The sequence below is a fragment of the Streptomyces sp. NPDC051738 genome (assembly GCF_044453205.1).
In the GTDB taxonomy this organism is placed as follows: domain Bacteria; phylum Actinomycetota; class Actinomycetes; order Streptomycetales; family Streptomycetaceae; genus Streptomyces.
This window is the reverse complement of the sequence record NZ_JBITCM010000009.1, coordinates 128,450-149,828: the sequence shown is the minus strand read 5'-3', so window position 1 is coordinate 149,828 and position 21,379 is coordinate 128,450. Positions and strand designations below refer to the sequence as shown.

Genomic DNA, 21,379 nt, shown 5'->3' with positions numbered 1-21,379 from the left:
GGCACTCGTACGTGAACATGCGCAACCAGTGGCCAGTCCTGCCCGTCGTGGCAGGGCTGGCCTCCGGCCTGCTGACCGGCTGCGGAACGGAGACGGGGGACACCGGGGGGACCGGCACCTCGGTGGTCATGGGGATGGCGGACGACGTCCTGGCCACCGACCCGGCTTCCGGCTACGACCCCGGCTCATGGCTGTTGTTCAACAACGTCTTCCAGTCGCTGCTCAGCTTCCCCAAGGGCGCCACCGAACCGCAGCCCGAAGCCGCCGAACAGTGCGCCTTCTCCGACACCAGGGCCACGGTCTACAAGTGCACCCTCAAGGACGGCCTGACGTTCAGCAACGGTGACGAACTCACCTCGGCGGACGTCAAGTTCTCCTTCGACCGCCTGCTGAAGATCAACGATCCCGACGGCCCCGCCGTCATGTTCCCGACGCTCGAAAAGGTCCAGACGCCGGACGACAAGACGGTCGTCTTCCGGCTCAACACCCCCGACGCCACCTTCCCCAGCAAGATAGCCTCCGGCGCCGGCTCCATCGTCGACGAGGACCAGTACGACGCCGAGGGCCTGCGCAAGGACGGCAAGGCCGTCGGCTCCGGCCCGTACAAGCTGGACAAGTTCGACGACGACGAGGCCGTCTTCTCCGTCAACGAGAACTACAAGGGCACGGCCGACGTGCAGAACGACGGCGTGACGCTGAAGTTCTTCCACGACGACCAGGACGGCCTGAAGAAGGCACTGCTCGACAACCAGGTCGACATCGCCTACCGCGGCCTCACCGCGGGCGACATCGCCGACGTCGAGAAGTCGGGCGACAAGTCCGGTGTCGAGGTCGTCGAGGGCAGCAGCGCCGAGGTCCAGCACCTGGTCTTCAACATGGACGACCCGGTCGCCGGACAACTCGGCGTCCGCAAGGCCATCGCCTACCTCATCGACCGCGACGCCCTCATCAAGGACGTCTACCAGGGCACTGCGACCCCGCTGTACTCGATCATCCCGGCCGGTATCGGCGGCCACAACACGGCCTACTTCGACACCTACGGCGCCCGCCCCTCCAAGGCCAAGGCCGCCGCCGCGCTGCAGGACGAGGGCCTCACCGGCAAGGTCAAACTGACCCTGTGGTCCACCCCGTCGCGCTACGGCCCCGCCACCGACGACGAGTTGAAGGCGATCGCCCAGCAGCTCAACGACAGCGGCCTCTTCGACGCCGACGTGCAGTCCGTCGCGTTCGACCAGTACGAGAAGGACATCGCCGACGGCAAGTACGGCGTCTACGTGAAGGGCTGGATCCCGGACTACCCGGACGCCGACAACTTCACCGCCCCCTTCTTCGGCAAGGGCAACGTGCTGAGCAACAACTACGACAACAGCTCGATCACCGGCAAGCTCATCCCGCGCACCGCAGCCGAGAGCGACCGCTCCGCGACGGACGACGAGTTCGGCCAGCTCCAGGACATCGTGGCCAAGGACCTGCCCGTCCTCCCGGTCTGGCAGGCCAAGCAGTACGCCGTCACCCACGAGAACGTCTACGGCCTGGAGTACTGCCTCGACGCCTCCACCGTGTTCCGCTTCTGGGAGCTCAACAAGGGCTGACGGACGGTCGTACACGCCCCACAAACGCGCAGGGCGCCCCTTCTCGGAAGGGGCGCCCTGTTCTGTTCGCCGTCAGCAGGCTCCTACTGCGCGCCCGGCCGCACCAGCCCGCTCTCGTAGGCGTACACCGCGGCCTGCACCCGGTCCCGCAGACCCAGCTTGGTGAGCACATGGCCGACATGCGTCTTCACGGTGGTCTCGCTGACGAACAGATCGGCGGCGATCTCCGCGTTCGACAGGCCCCGCGCCACCAGCTTCAGCACCTCCACCTCGCGCTCCGTGAGCGTGTGCAGGGTGTCCGGAACCGGCTCGTCGCCCGAGGGCAGATGCGTGGCGTACTTGTCGAGCAGCCGGCGCGTGATGCTCGGCGCGAGCATCGCCTCACCGGCGGCCACCACACGGATCGCCTGCACCAGCTCGTTGGCCGGGGCGTCCTTCAGCAGGAAGCCGCTGGCCCCCGCCTTCAGCGCCTCCACCACATACTCGTCGAGATCGAAAGTGGTCAGCACCAGCACCTTCGCCGGGCCGTCCCGCCCGGGCCCGGTGATCTGCCGAGTAGCCTCCACCCCGTCCATCCGGGGCATACGGATGTCCATCAGGACCACATCGGGCTGCAGGGCCCGCACCTGGTCGAGAGCCTGAAGACCGTCACCGGCCTCGCCGACGACCGCGAGGTCCTGCTCGGCTTCCAGGATCATCCGGAAGCCGGTGCGCAGCAGGGGCTGGTCGTCGACCAGTAGGACGCGGATGGCCACGTAAGTCTCCTTCGCTAGTCCGGCCCCATTCTGCCCTGCGGGACGCCACCGGACTCGGCCGCCCTCACCGGCAGCGGATAGGGCGGGGGAGTGCCGCCGAATTCCGGGCAATGTGCCTGGTGGTCGCACCAGCCGCACAGCTTGGTCGGCCGAGGACGCCACTCGCCCGTATCCGTCGCCAGCCGGATCGCCTCCCACAGCGCGAGCAGCTTGCGCTCGACCCGCTCCAGGTCCGCGAGGACGGGGTCGTACGTCAGCACGTCACCACTGCCGAGATAGACGAGCTGGAGCCGCCGGGGGACGATCCCCTTCAGCCGCCAGACCACCAGGGCGTAGAACTTCATCTGGAACAGCGCGCCCTCGGCGTACTCGGGCCGGGGCGCCTTGCCCGTCTTGTAGTCGACGATCCGCACCTCGCCCGTGGCCGCCACGTCGACGCGGTCGATGATGCCGCGCAGCCGCAGCCCCGAGTCCAGCTCGGCCTCGACGAACAGCTCACGCTCGGCGGGCTCCAGCCGCGTCGGATCCTCAAGACCGAACCACCGCTCGACGAGCTGCTCCGCCTCCCCGAGCCACGAAGCCAGCCGCTCGCCCTCGGGATCGTCCGCGAACAGCTCCACGACCTCCGGCCTGCTCTCCCGCAGCCGCTCCCACTGACCGGGAACGAGGGACCTGGCACGCGGAGCCGTCCGCTCGGCGGCCGGGGCGTCGAAGAGCCGCTCCAGCACCGCGTGCACCAGCGTGCCCTTGGTCGCCGCCGCGCTCGGCTTCTCGGGCAGCCGGTCGATCACCCGGAACCGGTACAGCAGCGGGCACTGCATGAAGTCACTGGCACGCGAGGGCGACAACGACGCAGGCCGTATGGCCGCGCGGGCAGCGCCGTCCACGGCCGTGACCGCAGCCGCGCCCGCCTCGACCGCCGCCACCGTACTGTCCGCCCCCGCCGGGTTCCCGTCCGTCACCGGACCCGTCACCGGCGCGACGTCACTGCCGCAGCCCGCCGCGGCACCCTCCGTGCTCGTCTCCATGACCACAGACCTTACGGCCCACCACTGACAGTGACCCAGCCGCGCCCGTCACGGCTGCGACAGCCGGGAAAACAGAGGGGGTGCCGGGGAGAAACGCGCCACCACGGCCGCATACCATCGACCTGAGACCCTTCCGCCGCCAGGCGCGGAAGACGCTTCGAACGAGGGGACACCGTGGACGAGAGCGGCAGCGGGCAGCCGCGGTCCGGCGACGAGGAGTCGACCGAGCGCCACGCACCACCTGCGACCCCGGCCACGGGCCCCACACGCCCCGGCACCCCCCGACCCGCCACGGGCACCGCCAAGCCCCCGACACCGCCGGCCGACGAACCGACCATGGTGGTACGACGGTTGGACCGTTCCCACGACGACAACGCCGAGGACGCGCCGGAGGAGCACGGGGGAGAGGGACCCGCGACGAAGGGACAGGCAGCGAAGGGCGACGAAGCGCAGGGGGAGCACGCGCACGGGGCCGACGCCGACGGCCAGGAGGCCGAGCCGGCGGACCTGCGGGGCCGTGACACCGACGGCAACGAGACCGGCCAGGACAGCGCCGCCCAGCGCCACACCGACCCCTGGACGAAGAGCCCCTCGCAGGACACCCACCGCCCCCTCGCCCACGCCGGCGTCAAGGGACAACCGCCCCGGGCGCCGGAACCGCGGGGCGGGCTGCTCATGGGACGCCCCTTCGGGGTTCCCGTCTACGTCGCCCCCAGCTGGTTCCTCGTCGCCGCCCTCATCACCTGGGTGTTCGGCGGACAACTCGACCGCGTACTGCCCGAGCTCGGAGCCGCCCGCTATCTGGTCTCCCTCTTCTTCGCGGTCGCCTTCTACGCCTCCGTCCTCGTCCACGAACTGGCCCACACCGTCGCGGCCCTCCGCTTCAAGCTGCCCGTCCGCCGCATCCAACTGCAGTTCTTCGGCGGCGTCTCCGAGATCGAGAAGGAAGCCGAGACACCGGGACGGGAGTTCGTCCTCGCCTTCGTCGGCCCGCTCCTCTCCCTCGTGCTCGCCGGCGTCTTCTACGCCGCCCTGCAGATCGTCGAACCCGGCACCGTACCCGGCGTCCTCCTGGCCGGCCTGATGGTCTCCAACCTCATCGTGGCCGCCTTCAACCTGCTCCCCGGCCTGCCCCTCGACGGCGGCCGCATGCTCCGCGCGGTCGTCTGGAAGATCACCGGCAAGCCGATGCACGGCACCATCGCCGCCGCCTGGGTCGGCCGCGCCCTCGCCGTCTGCGTCCTCATCGGGCTCCCGCTGCTCACCCAGTCCGGCGCCCTCGGCTCCGACGCCGTCGACAACGTCGGCATGGACACCGTCATGGACGCCCTGCTCGCCGCCATCCTCGCCGCGATCATCTGGACCGGCGCCGGCAACAGCCTGCGCATGGCCCGCCTGCGCGAACACCTCCCCGAACTGCGCGCCCGCGCGCTCACCCGCCGCGCCGTCCCGGTCGAGACCGACACCCCCCTCTCCGAGGCCCTGCGCCGCGCCAACGCCGCAGGCGCCCGCGCCCTGGTCGTCGTCGACGCCGACGGCAACCCCCTCTCCCTCGTCCGTGAGGCCGCCATCGTCGGCGTACCGGAACACCGCCGCCCCTGGGTCGCCGTCAGCGGCCTCGCCCAGGACCTGACGGACGGCATGCGCGTCTCGGCCGAGCTCGCGGGGGAGGAGCTCCTCGAAACCCTCCGCGCGACCCCGGCGACCGAATACCTGGTCGTCGAGGAGACCGGCGAGATCTACGGCGTCCTGTCCGCGGCGGACGTGGAGCGTGCCTTCGTGAAGGCCATGGCCCGCCCCAGCTGAGCAGCCCGCGGCACGCGCGCGTGGTCGGCGACCCCCCGAAACGCCGGTAGGCTGTTCACATGTCCGAACCGACCGGTGCCGCCCGCAGGCGCGGGCCCTTCAAGGTCGGGGACCAGGTACAGCTGACCGACCCCAAGGGCCGCCACTACACGTTCACGCTCGAGGCCGGGAAGAACTTCCACACCCACAAGGGTTCCTTCCCGCACGACGAACTGATCGGTGCTCCCGAGGGCAGCGTTGTCCGCACCACCGGGAACGTCGCCTACCTCGCGCTGCGCCCCCTGCTCCCCGACTACGTCCTGTCCATGCCCCGCGGGGCAGCCGTCGTCTACCCCAAGGACGCGGGGCAGATCCTCGCCTTCGCCGACATCTTCCCCGGCGCACGCGTCGTCGAGGCCGGCGTCGGCTCCGGCTCGCTCAGCAGCTTCCTGCTGCGCGCCATCGGCGACCAGGGCATGCTGCACTCCTACGAGCGCCGCGAGGACTTCGCCGACATCGCCCGGCAGAACGTGGAGCGCTACTTCGGCGGCCCCCACCCCGCCTGGCAGCTCACCGTCGGCGACCTCCAGGACAACCTGAGCGACACCGACGTCGACCGCGTCATCCTCGACATGCTCGCCCCCTGGGAGTGCCTGGAGGCCGTCTCCAAGGCGCTCGTCCCCGGCGGCATCGTCTGCTGCTACGTCGCGACCACCACCCAGCTCGCCCGGACCGTCGAGTCCATCCGCGAGATCGGCTGCTTCAACGAGCCGACCGCCTGGGAGACGATGATCCGCAACTGGCACATCGAGGGCCTGGCCGTCCGCCCCGACCACCGCATGATCGGCCACACCGGCTTCCTCCTCACCGCCCGCCGCCTCGCCGACGGAGTCGAGCCGCCCATGCGCCGCCGCCGCCCCGCCAAGGGCGCCTACGGCGAGGACTACGAAGGCCCGAACGCCGACGGAGGCTCCGGCCGCTGAGGCGGCCCCGTGCCGCATTCAACGCACAAGCGCTGTGGTCGAGTTCCCGGAACGACTCCGGGAACTCGACCACAGCGCCTTTCTGTTGACGCGAGACCACCGGACGACCACTCCGACAGTCATACGACATCCCGCCGCACTCCCGTGCGCCCGACATCCGGCACCGGAACTCCACACCCCCGCCGTTCCACAGCACTGTGACGTGTGGCACGATGCTGGGCACCCCACCGGCACAGCCCTCACAGGAGACGCTCCTAGTGCAGCAATCCGCCGTCCCGGAACTGGCACACACCCACACCCGCCCGATCCACTGGCTCGCCACCGCCACAGCGGTCGCCGGGGTCGTGGCCTTCTCCTCGGTCCTGCAGCCCAACTCGGCGACAGCGGCCCAGACAGCCGGCCCGGAAGCGAGGAAGGCCCCTGCGGCCATCGCGCCCCCCAACCCCGCCGGCGTCGACTTCCCGCTCCAATGCGGGCCGGTGAAGGCGGTTGTGGTGAAGAAGGCCACCGGGGACCTGGACGGCGACGGCAGCCCCGAGACCGTGGCCGTCGTGCACTGCGACTCACCCATGGGAACCCCGCCCGACGGCGTCTACGTCCTCACCGCGTCCGCCGAAAAGGCCGCGCCGCGCGTCGTCGCGACCCTCGTCAACCCCAAGGACAGCATCACCGTCAGTGACATCGCCGTCATTGACGGAGCCATCATCGGCGACCTGCTCGGCTACTCGACCGAGGACGTACCGCGCTGCTGCCCCGACGTGAAGAACAGCGCGAAGTGGCAGTGGAAGAACGGCGCGTTCGTCCGCTCGACACCCGCCGGCGCCCACAGCGTCTGAACCACGCCATCAACGCGTGTGAGAAATCAGACAGTCGTAACAGCCCGTACAGGCAAGGTTACTCGGCGTCCGGACCGTGCACCTCGACCTTGTCCGAAACCCGACGCACATGGATGCACTCGCCCGGGCACTCCTTCGCCGAATCCACCACATCCGTGAGAAGCGGCAACGGCACGGGCGTTGTGGCCCCCTTGGCCTGCAAAAGCTCGTCCTCGGCGCTCTTCACATAGGCCAGACCGTCGATGTCCAGCTCGAACACCTCGGGCGCGTACTGGGCGCAGATACCGTCACCAGTACAGAGATCCTGGTCGATCCAGACCTCCAGCGCCTCATCCTCGACCCCGGCCGCCTGCTCCACGCTCATCTCTCCTGCCGTCTTCCTTGCCCCGAGCCGTACGGGAATCCGGCCAGCTCTGACGGGTGTTGAACGCTTTGACCCTACCTTCGCCTGGGTTCCAATCATGTCCGGTGGGTATTCCCCTGGCGTGAGGGAGAGCGCAAGGGTGAAGATCGGACACACCCCGACCGTCTTTGTGATCTAGGGGTTTCAATCGACACCCACCCAGGTAGGGTCTGGAAGCGTCCAGCTCCCCTTGGAGGAGGTGAGGACCGTGGCAGCCCACGACGACGACATGAACCGCGGCATCCGCCCGGGACGGGGGTCCGACGACCCGGCCGGGCAGATTGCCTACCTTGAGCAGGAGATCGCCGTCCTGCGACGCAAGCTCGCCGACTCTCCGCGACACACGAGGATTCTCGAAGAGCGGATCGTCGAGCTGCAGACAAACCTGGCCGGCGTGTCCGCCCAGAACGAGCGACTCGCGAACACGCTCCGTGAGGCCCGAGACCAGATCGTGGCCCTCAAGGAAGAAGTCGACCGGCTCGCACAGCCGCCGGCCGGCTTCGGAGTCTTCCTCACGGCGAACGAGGACGGCACCGCCGACATCTTCACCGGAGGCCGCAAACTCCGCGTGAACGTCAGCCCGAGCGTCGAACTCGACGACCTCCGGCGCGGCCAGGAACTGATGCTCAACGAAGCACTCAACGTGGTCGAAGCCATGGAATTCGAGCGCGTCGGGGACATCGTCACCCTCAAGGAGATCCTTGAGGACGGCGAGCGCGCCCTGGTGCTCGGGCACACCGACGAAGAACGGGTGGTACGACTCGCCGAGCCCCTGCTGGGCGTGAACATCCGCCCCGGCGACGCCCTGCTGCTCGAACCCCGTTCCGGCTATGTCTACGAGATCGTTCCCAAGAGCGAGGTCGAGGAACTCGTCCTCGAAGAGGTCCCCGACATCGGCTACGAGCAGATCGGCGGCCTCGGCGGCCAGATCGAGGCCATCCGCGACGCGGTCGAGCTGCCGTACCTCTACCCGGACCTGTTCAAGGAGCACGAACTGCGTCCGCCCAAGGGCGTCCTGCTCTACGGGCCCCCCGGATGCGGAAAGACGCTCATCGCCAAGGCCGTCGCCAACTCGCTGGCCAAAAAGGTCGCCGAGGTCACCGGGCAGGCCCAGGGCAAGAGCTTCTTCCTCAACATCAAGGGCCCCGAGCTCCTGAACAAGTACGTCGGTGAGACCGAGCGGCAGATCCGCCTCGTCTTCCAGCGGGCACGCGAGAAGGCGAGCGAGGGCACGCCCGTCATCGTCTTCTTCGACGAGATGGAGTCCCTGTTCCGCACCCGTGGCTCCGGCGTCAGCTCGGACGTGGAGAACACCATCGTCCCCCAGCTGCTCGCCGAGATCGACGGTGTCGAGGGCCTGCAGAACGTGGTCGTGATCGGTGCCTCCAACCGCGAGGACATGATCGACCCGGCCATCCTGCGCCCCGGCCGCCTGGACGTGAAGATCAAGATCGAGCGTCCCGACGCCGAGGCCGCGAAGGACATCTTCGGCAAGTACCTCACAGAGCGCCTCCCGCTGCACGCCGACGACGTCGGCGAGCACGGCGGCAGCAAGACGACCACCGTCGAGAGCATGATCCAGACGGCCGTCGAGCACATGTACGCCGAATCCGAGGAGAACCGCTTCCTGGAGGTCACCTACGCCAACGGTGACAAGGAAGTCCTCTACTTCAAGGACTTCAACTCCGGCGCCATGATCGAGAACATCGTCGGCCGCGCCAAGAAGATGGCGATCAAGGACTTCCTCGACCACAACGCCAAGGGCCTCCGCGTCTCCCACCTCCTCCAGGCCTGCGTGGACGAGTTCAAGGAGAACGAGGACCTGCCCAACACCACCAACCCGGACGACTGGGCCCGCATCTCCGGAAAGAAGGGCGAACGGATCGTCTACATCCGCACCCTCATCACCGGAAAGCAGGGCGCCGACACCGGACGCTCCATCGACACGGTGGCCAACACCGGTCAGTACCTGTAAAAGACAGGGCGGCTGCGGGTGCCCTCACCGGGTACCCGCAGCCCACTGTTTTTCCGGCCACCACCGGAACACAAGGCGTGCAAGGCAATGACGCAAATGATCTCCCCACCAGCGCAGAGGCGTTCTAGGCTCTTCCGTACCGCCAAGTCGCGCAGTGCGGGGACGGGCACCGCACACGCAACCGAGCGCCAGCGGTATCTGTGCGGCGCCCACGACCGAGGGTGCCGCCGGGCAAGGAGGGCCGCATGACCGTACGGCGAGTAATGGGCATCGAGACGGAGTACGGGATCTCCGTCCCCGGCCACCCCAACGCCAATGCCATGCTCACCTCATCCCAGATCGTCAACGCTTACGCGGCGGCGATGCACCGGGCCCGACGGGCCCGCTGGGACTTCGAGGAGGAGAACCCGCTGCGGGACGCGCGAGGCTTCGACCTCGCCCGCGAGGCCGCCGACTCCAGCCAGCTCACCGACGAGGACATCGGCCTCGCCAACGTCATCCTCACCAACGGCGCGCGACTCTACGTCGACCACGCCCACCCCGAATACAGCGCCCCCGAGGTCACCAACCCGATGGACGCCGTCCTCTGGGACAAGGCCGGCGAACGCATCATGGCCGAGGCCGCCGAACGAGCCGCACAGCTGCCCGGCGCCCAGCCCATCCACCTCTACAAGAACAACACCGACAACAAGGGTGCCTCCTACGGCACGCACGAGAACTACCTGATGAAGCGGGAAACCCCCTTCTCCGACATCGTGCGCCACCTCACGCCCTTCTTCGTCTCCCGCCAGGTCTTCGCCGGAGCAGGCCGCGTCGGCATCGGCCAGGACGGCCACGAACACGGCTTCCAGCTCAGCCAGCGCGCGGACTACTTCGAGGTCGAGGTCGGCCTGGAGACGACGCTGAAGCGCCCGATCATCAACACCCGCGACGAGCCGCACGCGGACGCGGAGAAGTACCGCCGGCTGCACGTGATCATCGGCGACGCGAACCTCTCCGAGATCTCGACCTACCTCAAGCTGGGCACCACGGCCCTGGTCCTGTCGATGATCGAGGACGGCTTCATCGCGGTCGATCTGGCCGTCGACCAGCCCGTACGCACCCTCCACCAGGTCTCCCACGACCCCTCCCTCAAGCGCCTCGTCACCCTCCGCAGCGGGCGCACACTCACCGCCGTCCAGCTCCAGATGGAGTACTACGAGCTGTCGCGCAAGTACGTGGAGGAGCGCTTCGGCGCGGACGCGGACGAACAGACCAAGGACGTCCTCTCCCGTTGGGAGGACACCCTGAACCGCCTCGAACGCGACCCCATGAGCCTCGCCGGCGAACTGGACTGGGTCGCCAAGCGGGAGCTCATGGAGGGCTACCGCCGCCGCGACAACCTCGACTGGGACGCCGCCAGGCTCCACCTCGTCGACCTCCAGTACGCCGACGTACGCCCCGAGAAGGGCCTCTACAACCGTCTCGTGGCCCGTGGCCGCATGAAGCGCCTCATGGACGAGGAAACCGTCGAACGGGCGAAGGCGAAGCCACCGGAGGACACGCGCGCGTACTTCCGCGGACGCTGCCTGGAGCAGTACGCCGACGACGTCGCCGCGGCCTCCTGGGACTCCGTGATCTTCGACCTGCCCGGTCGGGACTCTCTCCAGCGCGTTCCAACCCTCGAACCGCTTCGCGGAACGCGAAATCACGTCAAGGAGCTCCTGGATCGCTGCCGTACCGCAGAAGACCTGGTCAGGGTCCTGTCGGGCAGCTGAGGGAGACTCGGGCGATCTCGGCGGGACAGGGTGGAAACCCCGGCCGCCGGGAATCATCGAGGTGGCCCCCGTACGTTGGAGAAACTGCGGGGCCGATGTCGGACCCGGCTTGTAGGGTCTGATCATCACCGATCGGCAGGAAAGCCGACCTGTCGACCATGTCGGGCGAACTGAGCGGGGTGAGGGATATGGCAACCAAGGACACCGGCGGCGGACAGCAGAAGGCCACGCGCTCTACTGAGGAGGTCGAGGAGCAGGCGGCCGAGACCCAGGCTTCTGAGGACCTCAAGGAGCGGCAAGAGAAGCTGAGCGACGACGTTGACTCGGTTCTCGACGAAATCGATGACGTACTCGAGGAGAATGCCGAGGATTTCGTGAGGTCCTTCGTTCAGAAAGGTGGCCAGTAGGCCATTTCGCCTTCGATTCAAAGGTGAAGGCTGGGAGAAGCTCGGGGTGAACGAAGAGTCATCGAGACGCTGTTCGCGGTGCAAGCAGCACTTGCCGCGTGCGGCGTTTGCAAGCAACAAGTCGATGCCCGATGGCCTCCAGGCGTACTGCCGGGAGTGCGCCGCTGAGTACTACCGGCAGCGTCAGGAGGCCAAGGGGAAGAAGGTCCGGGAGAAGGTTTCGGTCCCGCCAGGGCACAAGCGCTGTCCGCAGTGTGAACAGGTGAAGTCGCACTCTGAATGGGAGCGCAACAGGTCCACGTCGGACGGCTGGTCGAGCTACTGCCGTGCCTGCCGGGCGGAGCGGAACCGGGTCAGCTACTTCAAGCGCAAGTACGGCCTCACAACCGCGGAGTTAGACGCGCTGGTTGCAGAACAGCAAGGCATCTGCTGTATATGCCTTGCCGCCCCGGCGGAGCATGTGGATCACTGCCACGAGACGGGTAGGGTCCGTGGCGTACTGTGCTTCAGCTGCAACGCTGCACTGGGGCAGTTCAAGGATCGGCCCGACGTGATAAGGCGGGCTGCTGCTTACGTGGAAGGAATCGCGTGGAAGCCAACACTCGTAGCACCGGGCGTCTACCAGCTGCCTTCCTGACGCCTGGGTCGTCCTCGTTCATGGACTTTCTCTCCGATCATCAGCCGGAGATGCTGCCCGGCAAGCGTCAACTCCCGCCCACGCAGGGCGTGATCGAGGCGCCGCACGGCACCACGATCGTGGCCGCGTCGTTCCCCGGGGGTGTCGTGCTCGCCGGTGACCGGCGAGCGACCATGGGGAATGTGATCGCGCAGCGCGACATCGAGAAGGTGTTCCCCGCCGACGAGTACTCGGCTGTCGGTATCGCGGGTACGGCCGGTCTGGCCGTCGAGATGGTCAAGCTCTTCCAGTTGGAGCTGGAGCACTTCGAGAAGGTCGAGGGTGCTCAGCTGTCGCTCGAGGGCAAGGCGAACCGGCTGTCGACGATGATTCGGTCGAACCTGGGCATGGCGATGCAGGGGCTGGCCGTGGTGCCGCTCTTCGCGGGGTACGACGTCGACCGGGAGAAGGGGCGGATCTTCTCGTACGACGTGACCGGTGGTCGTTCCGAGGAGCAGGGCTACGCCGCCACCGGCTCGGGGTCGATCTTCGCGCGTGGCGCCATGAAGAAGCTCTTCCGTGCCGACCTGAGCGAGGCCGAGGCCACGACACTCGTGGTGCAGGCCCTGTACGACGCGGCTGACGACGACTCGGCGACCGGTGGTCCCGATGTCGCCCGCCGGATCTACCCGATCGTCACCGTGATCACCGAGGACGGCTTCCGCCGGCTCAGCGATGACGAGTCCTCCGAGATCGCCCGTTCCATCCTGGAGCGGCGTCTGGAGCAGCCCGACGGCCCGCGTGCCGCACTGCTGTAGGCGGCGGCTCGGTCTTATCAAGGTGATCCTGTGACTTCGACAGAAAGGGACGGATAACCGGTGTCGACGCCGTTCTATGTCTCACCTCAGCAGGCCATGGCCGACCGGGCGGAGTACGCCCGCAAGGGCATCGCGCGTGGTCGCAGCCTGGTCGTGCTGCAGTATGCCGACGGCATCGTGTTCGTCGGCGAGAACCCGTCCCGCGCGCTGCACAAGTTCAGCGAGATCTATGACCGGATCGGCTTCGCGGCGGCCGGTAAGTACAACGAGTACGAGAATCTGCGGATCGGCGGTGTGCGCTATGCCGATCTTCGCGGTTACACCTATGACCGTGATGACGTGACGGCCCGTGGTCTTGCCAACGTCTATGCCCAGACGCTGGGCACGATCTTCTCCTCCGCGGCCGAGAAGCCGTACGAGGTGGAGTTGGTCGTCGCCGAGGTGGGTGCGACGCCCGAGGGTGACCAGATCTATCGGTTGCCGCACGACGGGTCGATCGTGGACGAGCACGGCTCGGTCGCTGTCGGTGGTAATGCCGAGCTGATCAGCAACTATCTGGACCAGCGTCATCAGGACGGCATGACCCTCGCGGAGGCCCTCAAGCTGGCGGTGCAGGCGCTGTCCCGCGAGTCGAACGGCACGCAGCGGGAGATCCCGGCCGAGCGGCTGGAGGTCGCGGTGCTGGACCGTACGCGTCCGCAGTCGCGCAAGTTCAAGCGCATCGTCGGTCGTCAGCTCGACCGGCTGTTGGAGGTCGGCGGCGCGGCCACGGAGGCCGAGAGTGCCGACGGCGCGGAGGATTCCGAGGATTCCGGCAGTTCCGAGGAGTAGTCCGCGTAACCCTTTCACTCGCCCGTTCTGTGCCCTGGCCGCCCGCTCGGCCGGGGCACAGGGCTTTCCTGGCGGGGACCAGGGCTGTGCGGGGCCCGGGGCTATGGGGCTCAGTGTGCGCTGGGCGGCGCTGTGGAGCCTCGTACGACGAGTTCGACCCGGATATCGCCCCCATCGGGCTCGCGGCCTTCCAGGACGGCCAGGAGGGCCTGCATGCCCCGTTCACCGAAGAGCTCGGCGTCGAGTCGGACGGTGGTCAGTTCGGGGTCGAGGGCGGTGGCGAGGGCGAGGTCGTCCAGGCCGGTGACGGAGATGTCGTCGGGGATGCGCAGGCCGAGCCGGCGTACGGCCTTGTAGGCGCCGGCGGCGAGTTTGTCGTCGTCGCAGACGATGGCCGTGGGGCGGGGTCCCTCGGCGGTGAGTGCGGTGGCGGTGGCGGCGAGGGCGCCGTCGATGGAGATGGGGGCGTGGACCGTGCGCAGCGAGGTGCCGGGCACCTTGCCGACGTGTGCGGCCAGCTCACGCGCGCGTACGTCGAAGGTCCAGGACGCGATGTCGGCCGCGAGGTGCAGGATGCGGCGGTGGCCGAGGCCCAGCAGGTGTGCGGCGACCTGGCGGACACCGTCCGCGATGTCGAGGTTGACGGTCGCTGCGCCGAGGCTGCCCTCCGGGTCGCTGTCGAGCATGACCAGGGGCAGTTGGTCGCCGCGGATGGCGGTGAGGGCGTCGGCGGCCATGGAGGAGGCGATGACGCCGTCGAGGGCGGCCTGGGCGGAGGCGAAGGGGTCGCGGGCGGGGCCGATGCCTTCGGGGGAGGGGTACAGGACGACGCCGAAGCCGTGCTGGGCTGCGACGCGGGCGGCGCCGGTGTAGACGCCCGCGAAGAATTCGGTGGTGAGGGCGGGGACCACCAGCAGTACGGTTCGGGTGTGGCCGAGGCGGAGGTTGCGGGCCGCGAGGTTGGGTCGGTAGCCGAGTTCGCGGGCTGCCTGGCGTACGCGTTCCGCCGTGGCCTCGGAGACGCGGCCGCGCCATTTGTCGCCCAGGACGAGGGAGACCGCGGCCTGGGACACGCCCGCTGCCTGGGCGACGTCCCGGCTGGTGGGGCGGGTGCTGCCGTGTGCCACCGTGCACCTGCTCCTTCGTCTGGACTACTGAACAGCGCACATGGTACGTATGACGAAGGACGTTATACGTAAAACTTGAGCGGAGGGCGGCGCGGCCGATGACCGGCGCATACGTGGAGATCCTCAGGGCGAGGCATGCCGCGCGGCTGCTCGTCGGCACGCTTGTGGGCCGGTTGCCGAACGCCGTCGCGGCGCTCGCCATCATGCTGTTCGTGCGTGCGGAGGGTGGTTCCTACAGCCTGGCCGGGGGGCTGGCGGCCGTGTACGGCGTCGCCAACGCCGTCGGGCAGCCGTCGCTGGGGCGGCTGGTGGACCTGTACGGCCAGCCGCGGGTGCAGCTGCCCGCCGCGGTCGCCTCGGCGCTCGCGATGGGCGCGTTCGCCTTCGTGGGCATCGGCACGCTGCCGCTCGCCTATGCGGCCGTAGCGGCCTCCGGGCTGTTCACGCCGCCGCTGGAGGGCGGCCTGCGGGCGCTGTGGTCGTCGGTGCTGCACAAGGAGGGCCAGGTGCACACGGCGTATGCCATGGACGCGGTGGCCCAGGAAGTCATGTTCACCATCGGACCGTTGTTGCTGACGTTGTGTACGTCGCTGTGGTCGGCGCAGGTGGCGCTGCTCGTCCTGAACGTCGTCGGGGTGCTGGGCGCGCTCTCGGTGGTCGTGTCGGCGCCCTCGCGCGCGTGGCGTTCGGCACCGCGTGAGGCGCACTGGCTGGGGGCGCTGCGCTCGGCCGGGCTGGTGGCGCTGCTATCCGCCTTCCTGTTCGTCGGGATGGCGATGGGGTCGATCGCGGTGGCGGCCGTGTCCTACGCGGACGACCATGGCGGTGACGCGGTGTACGGCTGGCTGATGGCCGGCCTGGGGCTGGGTGCGCTGATCGGTGGCCTGGCCTACGGGGCGCGGCAGTGGGGCGGGGATCCGGCGCGGCGACTGCGGGTGCTGGTGGGGCTTCTGGCGGTGTGTTACCTGCCGCTGATGCTGATGCCGGGAGTGGTCGCCATGACCCTGCTGGCCGTGCTCGCGGGCGTGTTCCTCGCGCCGTGCATCGCCTGCGCGTTCGTCCTGGTCGACCTGCACGCGCCGCGTGGGACGGTCACCGAGGCGTTCTCCTGGCTGGTGACGACGTTCACCGTGGGGGCGTCGGTCGGAACGGGTCTGGCGGGGCCGGTCGTGGAGGCCGGTGGGGCCGTGTGGGGGTTCGTCGTACCGGGTGCCGCGGGAGCGGTTTCGTTGCTGGTCCTGCTGGGCACAGGGCGGGTCCTCGCAGCTCCCGCCAGGGGTGCGGTGGTTGCGGCTTCATCGGAAAATGATCCAAACCGTGCTGTCGAACCCCGTTTCAGCACAGGGGATCGGGCGTAATGTTCAGTCATGGACCGCCGCATTTTCGGGCTGGAGAACGAGTACGGCGTCACGTGCACGTTCAGGGGACAGCGCCGCCTGTCGCCTGACGAGGTGGCGCGGTACCTCTTCCGCCGTGTCGTGTCATGGGGCCGCAGCAGCAATGTCTTTCTGCGAAACGGCGCCCGCCTCTATCTCGACGTGGGTTCACATCCGGAATACGCGACACCCGAATGTGACAACGTGACCGAACTGGTCACCCACGACAAAGCAGGCGAGCGCATTCTCGAAGGACTCCTGGTGGACGCCGAACGACGCCTGCATGAGGAAGGAATCGCGGGCGACGTCTACCTCTTCAAGAACAACACCGACTCGGCGGGCAACTCCTACGGCTGCCACGAGAACTATCTCGTCGCGCGTCACGGGGAGTTCTCCCGGCTCGCGGACATCCTCATCCCGTTCCTCGTCACGCGTCAGCTGCTGTGCGGCGCGGGCAAGGTGCTCCAGACCCCGCGCGGGGCCGTGTACTGCGTCAGCCAGCGCGCGGAGCACATCTGGGAGGGCGTCTCCTCGGCGACGACCCGTTCCCGGCCGATCATCAACACCCGCGACGAGCCGCACGCGGACGCCGAGCGCTACCGGCGTCTGCACGTCATCGTGGGCGACTCGAACATGTCCGAGACGACCATGCTGCTCAAGGTCGGCGCGACCGACCTGGTGCTGCGCATGATCGAGGCGGGCACGGTGATGCGGGACCTGACCCTGGAGAACCCGATCCGGGCGATCCGCGAGGTCAGCCACGACATCACGGGCCGCCGCAAGGTGCGCCTGGCCAGCGGCCGGGAGGCCTCGGCGCTCGAGGTGCAGCGCGAGTACTACGAGAAGGCCGTGGACTTCTGCGAGCGCCGCGGCATCCGTACGGGCACGGTCGAGCAGGTCCTGGAGCTGTGGGGCCGCACGCTGGACGCGATCGAGGCCGAGGACCTCGACCGGATCGGCACCGAGATCGACTGGGTCATGAAGTACAAGCTCATCGAGCGGTACCGGGCCAAGCACAACATGACCATGTCGCATCCGCGGGTCGCGCAGATAGACCTCGCCTATCACGACATCCACCGCCGCCGCGGCCTGTACTACCTGCTGGAGAAGAGGGGTCAAGCAGCGCGTATCTGCAACGACTTGAAGATCTTCGAAGGCAAGTCCGTTCCGCCGCAGACCACTAGGGCCCGACTGCGCGGCGACTTCATCCGCAGGGCCCAGGAACAGCGCCGGGACTTCACCGTCGACTGGGTCCACCTCAAGCTCAACGACCAGGCTCAGCGCACGGTGTTGTGCAAGGACCCGTTCCGTTCGGTGGACGACCGGGTGGAGAAACTGATCGCCGGTATGTGAGCCGTCGCATTCCGGGCCGGTCGTCCGGAACGCAACACGGGCGCCGTACGTTTCCCGTACGGCGCCCTTCTCACGCCGTAGAGTTGCGCGCACGCCATCCACAAGATCAACCGATTACGAGGCCCCCACCGTGCGCCGACGTTCAATTCTCATCGCCGTACCCGCAGGAATGGTCACGCTCGCCGCATGCGGCGACGACAAGGACGATTCGAGCAAGGCGACCGACAGCCCGTCTCCCTCGGCCTCGGGGTCGGCCGCTCCGGCGCCGAAGATCGTGGACGGTCCGCTGCCGGCGATCACCGCGGGCACGAAGTTCGGGGAGAAGCCGACGGTCGGCAAGGGCAGCGGCGATCCGTCGAAGGACCTCGCGGTGAAGACGGTCATCGCGGGCGGCGGCAAGGTGGTGGCCGAGAACGACTACATCCAGGCCCACTACCTCGGCCAGATCTGGGACACCGCGAAGGTCTTCGCCAACTCCTACGATGCCAAGACGGCGGCGCTCGTCCCGCTCGTCCAGGGCCAGATCTTCGAAGGCTGGCGGTTCGGTCTGGCCGGCAAGAAGGTCGGCAGCCGCGTGGAGATGGCGGTCCCTCCGACCTGGGGATACGGCACGGAGGGCAACGCACAGGCCGGGATCAAGGGCACCGACACGCTGGTGTTCGTGGTCGACATCGAGGACACCTTCAACGCCAAGAGCTCCGCCAAGGGCAAGGTGGTCGCGCAGGACAACGTGGACCTGCCCAAGGTCGGCACCAACACCGACGGCAAGGCGCCCTCCCTGGAGATCCCCAAGACGGACCCGCCGAAGAAGCTGGTGGCGAACTACATCATCGAGGGCGACGGCGACGAGCTCACCGCCGAGAGCACGGTGCTCGTGCAGTACAAGGGCGTGCAGTGGTCCAACGGCAAGGAGTTCGACTCGACGTACGCCAAGAAGCAGCTGGCGTCGTTCTCGCTCCAGCAGGTCGTCAAGGGCTGGACGCAGGGGCTGGCCGGCAAGAAGGTCGGCAGCCGGGTGCTGACCGTGATCCCGCCGGACCTGGGCTACGGCGACGACCCCCAGCCGGACAGTGGCATCGAGAAGGGCGCCACTCTCGTCTTCACCGTGGACATCCTGGCGAAGATGTGACGCCGCCCGAGGTGATGAAAGACTGGGGCCGTTGCCTTTCCACAACAAGCATGGAGCGTAAGACGTGAGCATCGACAAGCCCGAGATCGACTTCCCGGGTGGCGAGCCCCCGGCGGACCTCGAGATCAAGGACATCTGGGAGGGCGACGGCGCGGTTGCGCAGGCGGGCCAGACCGTCACCGTCCACTACGTGGGTGTCGCCTTCAGCACGGGCGAGGAGTTCGACGCCAGCTGGAACCGCGGCACGCCGTTCCGCTTCCCGCTGGGTGGCGGCCGCGTCATCAAGGGCTGGGACCAGGGCGTGCAGGGCATGAAGGTCGGCGGCCGCCGTCAGCTGACCATCCCGGCGCACCTCGCCTACGGCAACCAGAGCCCGACCCCGGCGATCAAGCCCGGTGAGACGCTGATCTTCGTGGTGGACCTGATCGGCGTCTGATCGTCGTATCCGGCCGTCGTATCCGATCTCGCGTCTGATCGGCGGACGACCGGACCCGACTACCTGGGGCCCATGCCTGTCCGGGCATGGGCCCTCGGCTTTTGCCGCGCCACTTCGGGGCGGTACGGTCATCCGTCGTAAGCACCATAGGGAAGGCGAAGGGCATCGATGGCCATTGCCAAGGCCGAGCGGCTCATGAACCTGGCGCTGTGTCTGCTCGGGACGCGGCGGCCACTGAGCAAGCGCGAGCTGCGTGAGTCCATCGAGGCCTATCTCGAAGCGGGCAGCGACGACTCCTTCAACCGGATGTTCGAGCGCGACAAGGACGATCTGCGCGAGCTCGGCCTGGTCATCGAGACGGTGGAGAACCTCGACGGCGAGGTCGGCTATCTCGCCCGCCGTGACAGCAACCGGCTGCCGCCCATCACCCTCGACGCCGAGGAGGCGGCCGCCCTGGGGCTTGCCGCCAAGGTGTGGCAGCAGGCCCGGCTCGCGGGCGCGGCCAGCGGAGCACTGCAGAAGCTGCGCGCGGCAGGGCTGCCCGAGGACGTCGATCCGTACGAGGCGCACGGCGCGCTGGAGCCCCGTATCCCGGTGCACGAGGCCGCGTTCGAGCCGCTGATGCTGGCCTGCCGGGACCGCCGTCCGGTCGCCTTCGACTACCGCAAGGCCACCGCCGCCCGGCCCGAACCCCGGCATGTGGAGCCGTGGGCGCTGGAGTGCTGGCGCGGCCACTGGTACCTGGCGGGCTGGGACCGGGACCGGGGTGCCGAGCGCGTCTTCCGGCTGTCCCGGATCACCGGCAAGGTACGCAGCCGCAGCGGGCGTTTCACCGCCGAGGTCCCCGATGTCGTCACCGTGCGGGAGACGGTCGCGAGCTGGGCGGGGGAGACCGCCGACCGCTCCGCGCTGATCCGGCTGCGCACGGACGCGGGATACCCCCTTCGGGCGAAGGCCACCTCGGTCAGGGAACTCGGGGACGGCTGGGACGAGTTGGAGATTCCGTACGGTCACGGGCTGGATGCCTGGCTGGTGGAGTTCGGGCCGGATGTGGTGGTCCTGGAGCCGGCGGAGCTGCGGGCCGACGTGGTGGACCGGCTGCGTGCCGTGGCCAAGGGCTGAGGGGGAGCGGAGCGAGACAGTGGCAGGTAAACCGGTCAGGCCCGCGAGTGCCATCGACCAGACCCGGCGGATGCTCTCCCTGGTGACGTATCTGAGGGAGCGGCCCGGTGCGCGCCTGGAGGATGTCGCGCGCGCCTTCGGCATCTCCGAGGACGAGCTGGTCTCCGACCTCGATGTGCTGCCCATGTGCGGCACCAGCTTCCGCGGTGGCGATCTGCTCGACATCGACACCGACGGCGAGCGCATCTGGTGGCACAACCCCGCCGCCCTCGGGGCGGACGCGGCCGAGCCGCTGCGGCTCGCCGCCGACGAGGCGACCGCGCTGCTGGTGGCCGCCCGTGCTGTGGCCACACTGCCGGGGCTGCGCGAGGGCGACCGGCAGGCGCTGCTGCGGGCGACCGCCAAGGTGGAGACCGCGGCAGGGGAGGCGGCCGGCGCCAGCTCCCGGCTTTCGGTGACGTTCGAGTCCGAGGGCGGGGTCTTCGCCGACGTCGACCGTGCGATCTCCGAGCGGCGCCGGCTGTGGATCCGCTACTACTCGCCGGCCCGCGACGAGCTGACCGAGCGCGAGATCGACCCGATCCGTCTGGTCAGCGTGGGCCACACCTATGTCGAGGCCTGGTGCCGGCGCTCCGAGGCGCGCCGCACCTTCCGGCTCGACCGGGTCGCCGAGATCAAGATCCTGGACGAGCCGTCGGCGCCGCCCGAGATCGAGCCGCGGGATCTGTCGGAGGGGCTCGTGCAGCCCGCCGCGGAGGACCCGGAGGTCGTCGTCGAGGTCGGGCCGGGTGGGCGCTGGGTCGCCGAGTACTACCCGCACGACAGCGCGGATGAGCTGGCGGACGGCGGGCTGCGTATCACTCTGCGCACCCCCGACCCGGCGTCGCTGCGACGCCTGGCGCTTCGGCTCGGCCGCGACGGCCACATCGTGTCGCCGCCCGAACTGGCGGACAGCGCCCGGCAGGCGGCCCGCGAGGCGCTGGCGGCTTACGACGGGGTCGAGGCGCAGGGCGCTCAAGGGGCGCACCCGGTTCGCGACGGACAGTAGGA

General features: G+C 68.7%; 20 protein-coding genes. 16 read left to right on the top strand and 4 right to left on the bottom strand.

Features of this window, described 5'->3' with window-relative positions; genetic code table 11:
• Window positions 1–11 precede the first annotated feature (11 nt).
• The gene (locus ACIA8X_RS22475; RefSeq protein ID WP_393457669.1) at window positions 12–1,592 is read left to right on the top strand and encodes an ABC transporter substrate-binding protein; all 1,581 of its coding nucleotides are present in this window, start codon (window positions 12–14) and stop codon (window positions 1,590–1,592) included.
• Between the two features lie 83 nt (window positions 1,593–1,675).
• Here the strand turns inward: ACIA8X_RS22475 and ACIA8X_RS22470 are convergent, their stop codons facing one another.
• Both ACIA8X_RS22470 and ACIA8X_RS22465 read right to left on the bottom strand, forming a co-directional pair.
• Window positions 1,676–2,347: a response regulator transcription factor gene (locus ACIA8X_RS22470; protein ID WP_093909075.1), complete on the bottom strand. Its 672-nt coding sequence runs from the start codon at window positions 2,345–2,347 to the stop codon at window positions 1,676–1,678.
• Between the two features lie 14 nt (window positions 2,348–2,361).
• Window positions 2,362–3,375 carry a RecB family exonuclease gene (locus ACIA8X_RS22465; protein ID WP_393457666.1) on the bottom strand — a complete coding sequence of 338 codons (1,014 nt, stop codon included), beginning with the start codon at window positions 3,373–3,375 and terminating at the stop codon, window positions 2,362–2,364.
• Window positions 3,376–3,549: 174 nt separating this feature from the next.
• On the opposite strand from ACIA8X_RS22465, the gene ACIA8X_RS22460 reads away from it, so the two are divergent.
• The 3 genes from ACIA8X_RS22460 to ACIA8X_RS22450 all read left to right on the top strand — a co-directional run bounded on the left by ACIA8X_RS22460 (window position 3,550) and on the right by ACIA8X_RS22450 (window position 6,979).
• Window positions 3,550–5,181: a site-2 protease family protein gene (locus tag ACIA8X_RS22460; RefSeq protein WP_393457663.1), complete on the top strand. Its 1,632-nt coding sequence runs from the start codon at window positions 3,550–3,552 to the stop codon at window positions 5,179–5,181.
• Window positions 5,182–5,240: 59 nt separating this feature from the next.
• Window positions 5,241–6,143, top strand: coding sequence for a tRNA (adenine-N1)-methyltransferase (locus ACIA8X_RS22455; protein WP_093909072.1), 903 nt, complete (start codon window positions 5,241–5,243; stop codon window positions 6,141–6,143).
• A 257-nt stretch (window positions 6,144–6,400) separates the two neighbouring features.
• Window positions 6,401–6,979: a hypothetical protein gene (locus ACIA8X_RS22450; RefSeq protein ID WP_393461199.1), complete on the top strand. Its 579-nt coding sequence runs from the start codon at window positions 6,401–6,403 to the stop codon at window positions 6,977–6,979.
• A 58-nt stretch (window positions 6,980–7,037) separates the two neighbouring features.
• Here the strand turns inward: ACIA8X_RS22450 and ACIA8X_RS22445 are convergent, their stop codons facing one another.
• Complete coding sequence (locus ACIA8X_RS22445; protein WP_393461201.1) at window positions 7,038–7,343, bottom strand: ferredoxin; 306 nt, start codon at window positions 7,341–7,343, stop codon at window positions 7,038–7,040.
• 247 nt (window positions 7,344–7,590) lie between these two features.
• Here ACIA8X_RS22445 and arc point away from each other — a divergent pair, with 247 nt between their 5' ends.
• The 6 genes from arc to prcA all read left to right on the top strand — a co-directional run bounded on the left by arc (window position 7,591) and on the right by prcA (window position 13,786).
• A complete protein-coding gene (gene arc / locus ACIA8X_RS22440) occupies window positions 7,591–9,357 on the top strand; it encodes a proteasome ATPase (RefSeq protein WP_393461203.1) in 1,767 nt (588 codons plus the stop codon).
• A 245-nt stretch (window positions 9,358–9,602) separates the two neighbouring features.
• Window positions 9,603–11,114, top strand: coding sequence for a depupylase/deamidase Dop (gene dop, locus ACIA8X_RS22435; RefSeq protein ID WP_393461205.1), 1,512 nt, complete (start codon window positions 9,603–9,605; stop codon window positions 11,112–11,114).
• Window positions 11,115–11,302: 188 nt separating this feature from the next.
• Window positions 11,303–11,521: a ubiquitin-like protein Pup gene (locus ACIA8X_RS22430; RefSeq protein ID WP_019757212.1), complete on the top strand. Its 219-nt coding sequence runs from the start codon at window positions 11,303–11,305 to the stop codon at window positions 11,519–11,521.
• Between the two features lie 124 nt (window positions 11,522–11,645).
• Window positions 11,646–12,158, top strand: a complete 513-nt coding sequence (locus tag ACIA8X_RS22425) for an endonuclease VII domain-containing protein (RefSeq protein ID WP_393461207.1) — start codon at window positions 11,646–11,648, stop codon at window positions 12,156–12,158.
• On the top strand, window positions 12,110–12,955 hold the full coding sequence (gene prcB, locus ACIA8X_RS22420) for a proteasome subunit beta (RefSeq protein WP_393461209.1): 846 nt from the start codon (window positions 12,110–12,112) through the stop codon (window positions 12,953–12,955). The genes ACIA8X_RS22425 and prcB overlap by 49 nt, the downstream gene beginning before the upstream one ends.
• Before the next feature lie 60 nt (window positions 12,956–13,015).
• A complete protein-coding gene (prcA, locus tag ACIA8X_RS22415; protein WP_393461211.1) occupies window positions 13,016–13,786 on the top strand; it encodes a proteasome subunit alpha in 771 nt (256 codons plus the stop codon).
• Between the two features lie 110 nt (window positions 13,787–13,896).
• Here the strand turns inward: prcA and ACIA8X_RS22410 are convergent, their stop codons facing one another.
• On the bottom strand, window positions 13,897–14,913 hold the full coding sequence (locus ACIA8X_RS22410; RefSeq protein WP_399458948.1) for a LacI family DNA-binding transcriptional regulator: 1,017 nt from the start codon (window positions 14,911–14,913) through the stop codon (window positions 13,897–13,899).
• A 98-nt stretch (window positions 14,914–15,011) separates the two neighbouring features.
• Between ACIA8X_RS22410 and ACIA8X_RS22405 the strand changes: the two genes are divergently transcribed.
• From ACIA8X_RS22405 to ACIA8X_RS22380, 6 genes are all read left to right on the top strand, one after another.
• Complete coding sequence (locus tag ACIA8X_RS22405) at window positions 15,012–16,271, top strand: MFS transporter (RefSeq protein WP_399458947.1); 1,260 nt, start codon at window positions 15,012–15,014, stop codon at window positions 16,269–16,271.
• Window positions 16,272–16,280: 9 nt separating this feature from the next.
• Window positions 16,281–17,642, top strand: coding sequence for a Pup--protein ligase (pafA, locus tag ACIA8X_RS22400; protein ID WP_217550317.1), 1,362 nt, complete (start codon window positions 16,281–16,283; stop codon window positions 17,640–17,642).
• Window positions 17,643–17,772: 130 nt separating this feature from the next.
• Complete coding sequence (locus ACIA8X_RS22395) at window positions 17,773–18,771, top strand: FKBP-type peptidyl-prolyl cis-trans isomerase (protein WP_393461218.1); 999 nt, start codon at window positions 17,773–17,775, stop codon at window positions 18,769–18,771.
• Window positions 18,772–18,835: 64 nt separating this feature from the next.
• Window positions 18,836–19,207, top strand: a complete 372-nt coding sequence (locus ACIA8X_RS22390) for an FKBP-type peptidyl-prolyl cis-trans isomerase (protein WP_393461220.1) — start codon at window positions 18,836–18,838, stop codon at window positions 19,205–19,207.
• 168 nt (window positions 19,208–19,375) lie between these two features.
• Window positions 19,376–20,329 (top strand): helix-turn-helix transcriptional regulator, encoded by a 954-nt coding sequence (locus ACIA8X_RS22385; protein ID WP_393461222.1) that lies wholly within the window; start codon window positions 19,376–19,378, stop codon window positions 20,327–20,329.
• A gap of 19 nt (window positions 20,330–20,348) precedes the next feature.
• Window positions 20,349–21,377 carry a helix-turn-helix transcriptional regulator gene (locus tag ACIA8X_RS22380; RefSeq protein ID WP_393461224.1) on the top strand — a complete coding sequence of 343 codons (1,029 nt, stop codon included), beginning with the start codon at window positions 20,349–20,351 and terminating at the stop codon, window positions 21,375–21,377.
• The last annotated feature ends 2 nt before the right edge of the window (window positions 21,378–21,379 follow it).

Coding starts and splice junctions, on each gene's coding strand:
- ACIA8X_RS22430 (WP_019757212.1), top strand. CDS start 11,303: ATGGCAACCAAGGACACCGGCGGCGGACAGCAGAAGGCCACGCGCTCT.
- ACIA8X_RS22405 (WP_399458947.1), top strand. CDS start 15,012: ATGACCGGCGCATACGTGGAGATCCTCAGGGCGAGGCATGCCGCGCGG.
- ACIA8X_RS22445 (WP_393461201.1), bottom strand. CDS start 7,343: ATGAGCGTGGAGCAGGCGGCCGGGGTCGAGGATGAGGCGCTGGAGGTC.
- ACIA8X_RS22465 (WP_393457666.1), bottom strand. CDS start 3,375: ATGGAGACGAGCACGGAGGGTGCCGCGGCGGGCTGCGGCAGTGACGTC.
- dop (WP_393461205.1), top strand. CDS start 9,603: ATGACCGTACGGCGAGTAATGGGCATCGAGACGGAGTACGGGATCTCC.
- ACIA8X_RS22385 (WP_393461222.1), top strand. CDS start 19,376: ATGGCCATTGCCAAGGCCGAGCGGCTCATGAACCTGGCGCTGTGTCTG.
- ACIA8X_RS22455 (WP_093909072.1), top strand. CDS start 5,241: ATGTCCGAACCGACCGGTGCCGCCCGCAGGCGCGGGCCCTTCAAGGTC.
- ACIA8X_RS22425 (WP_393461207.1), top strand. CDS start 11,646: ATGCCCGATGGCCTCCAGGCGTACTGCCGGGAGTGCGCCGCTGAGTAC.
- pafA (WP_217550317.1), top strand. CDS start 16,281: ATGGACCGCCGCATTTTCGGGCTGGAGAACGAGTACGGCGTCACGTGC.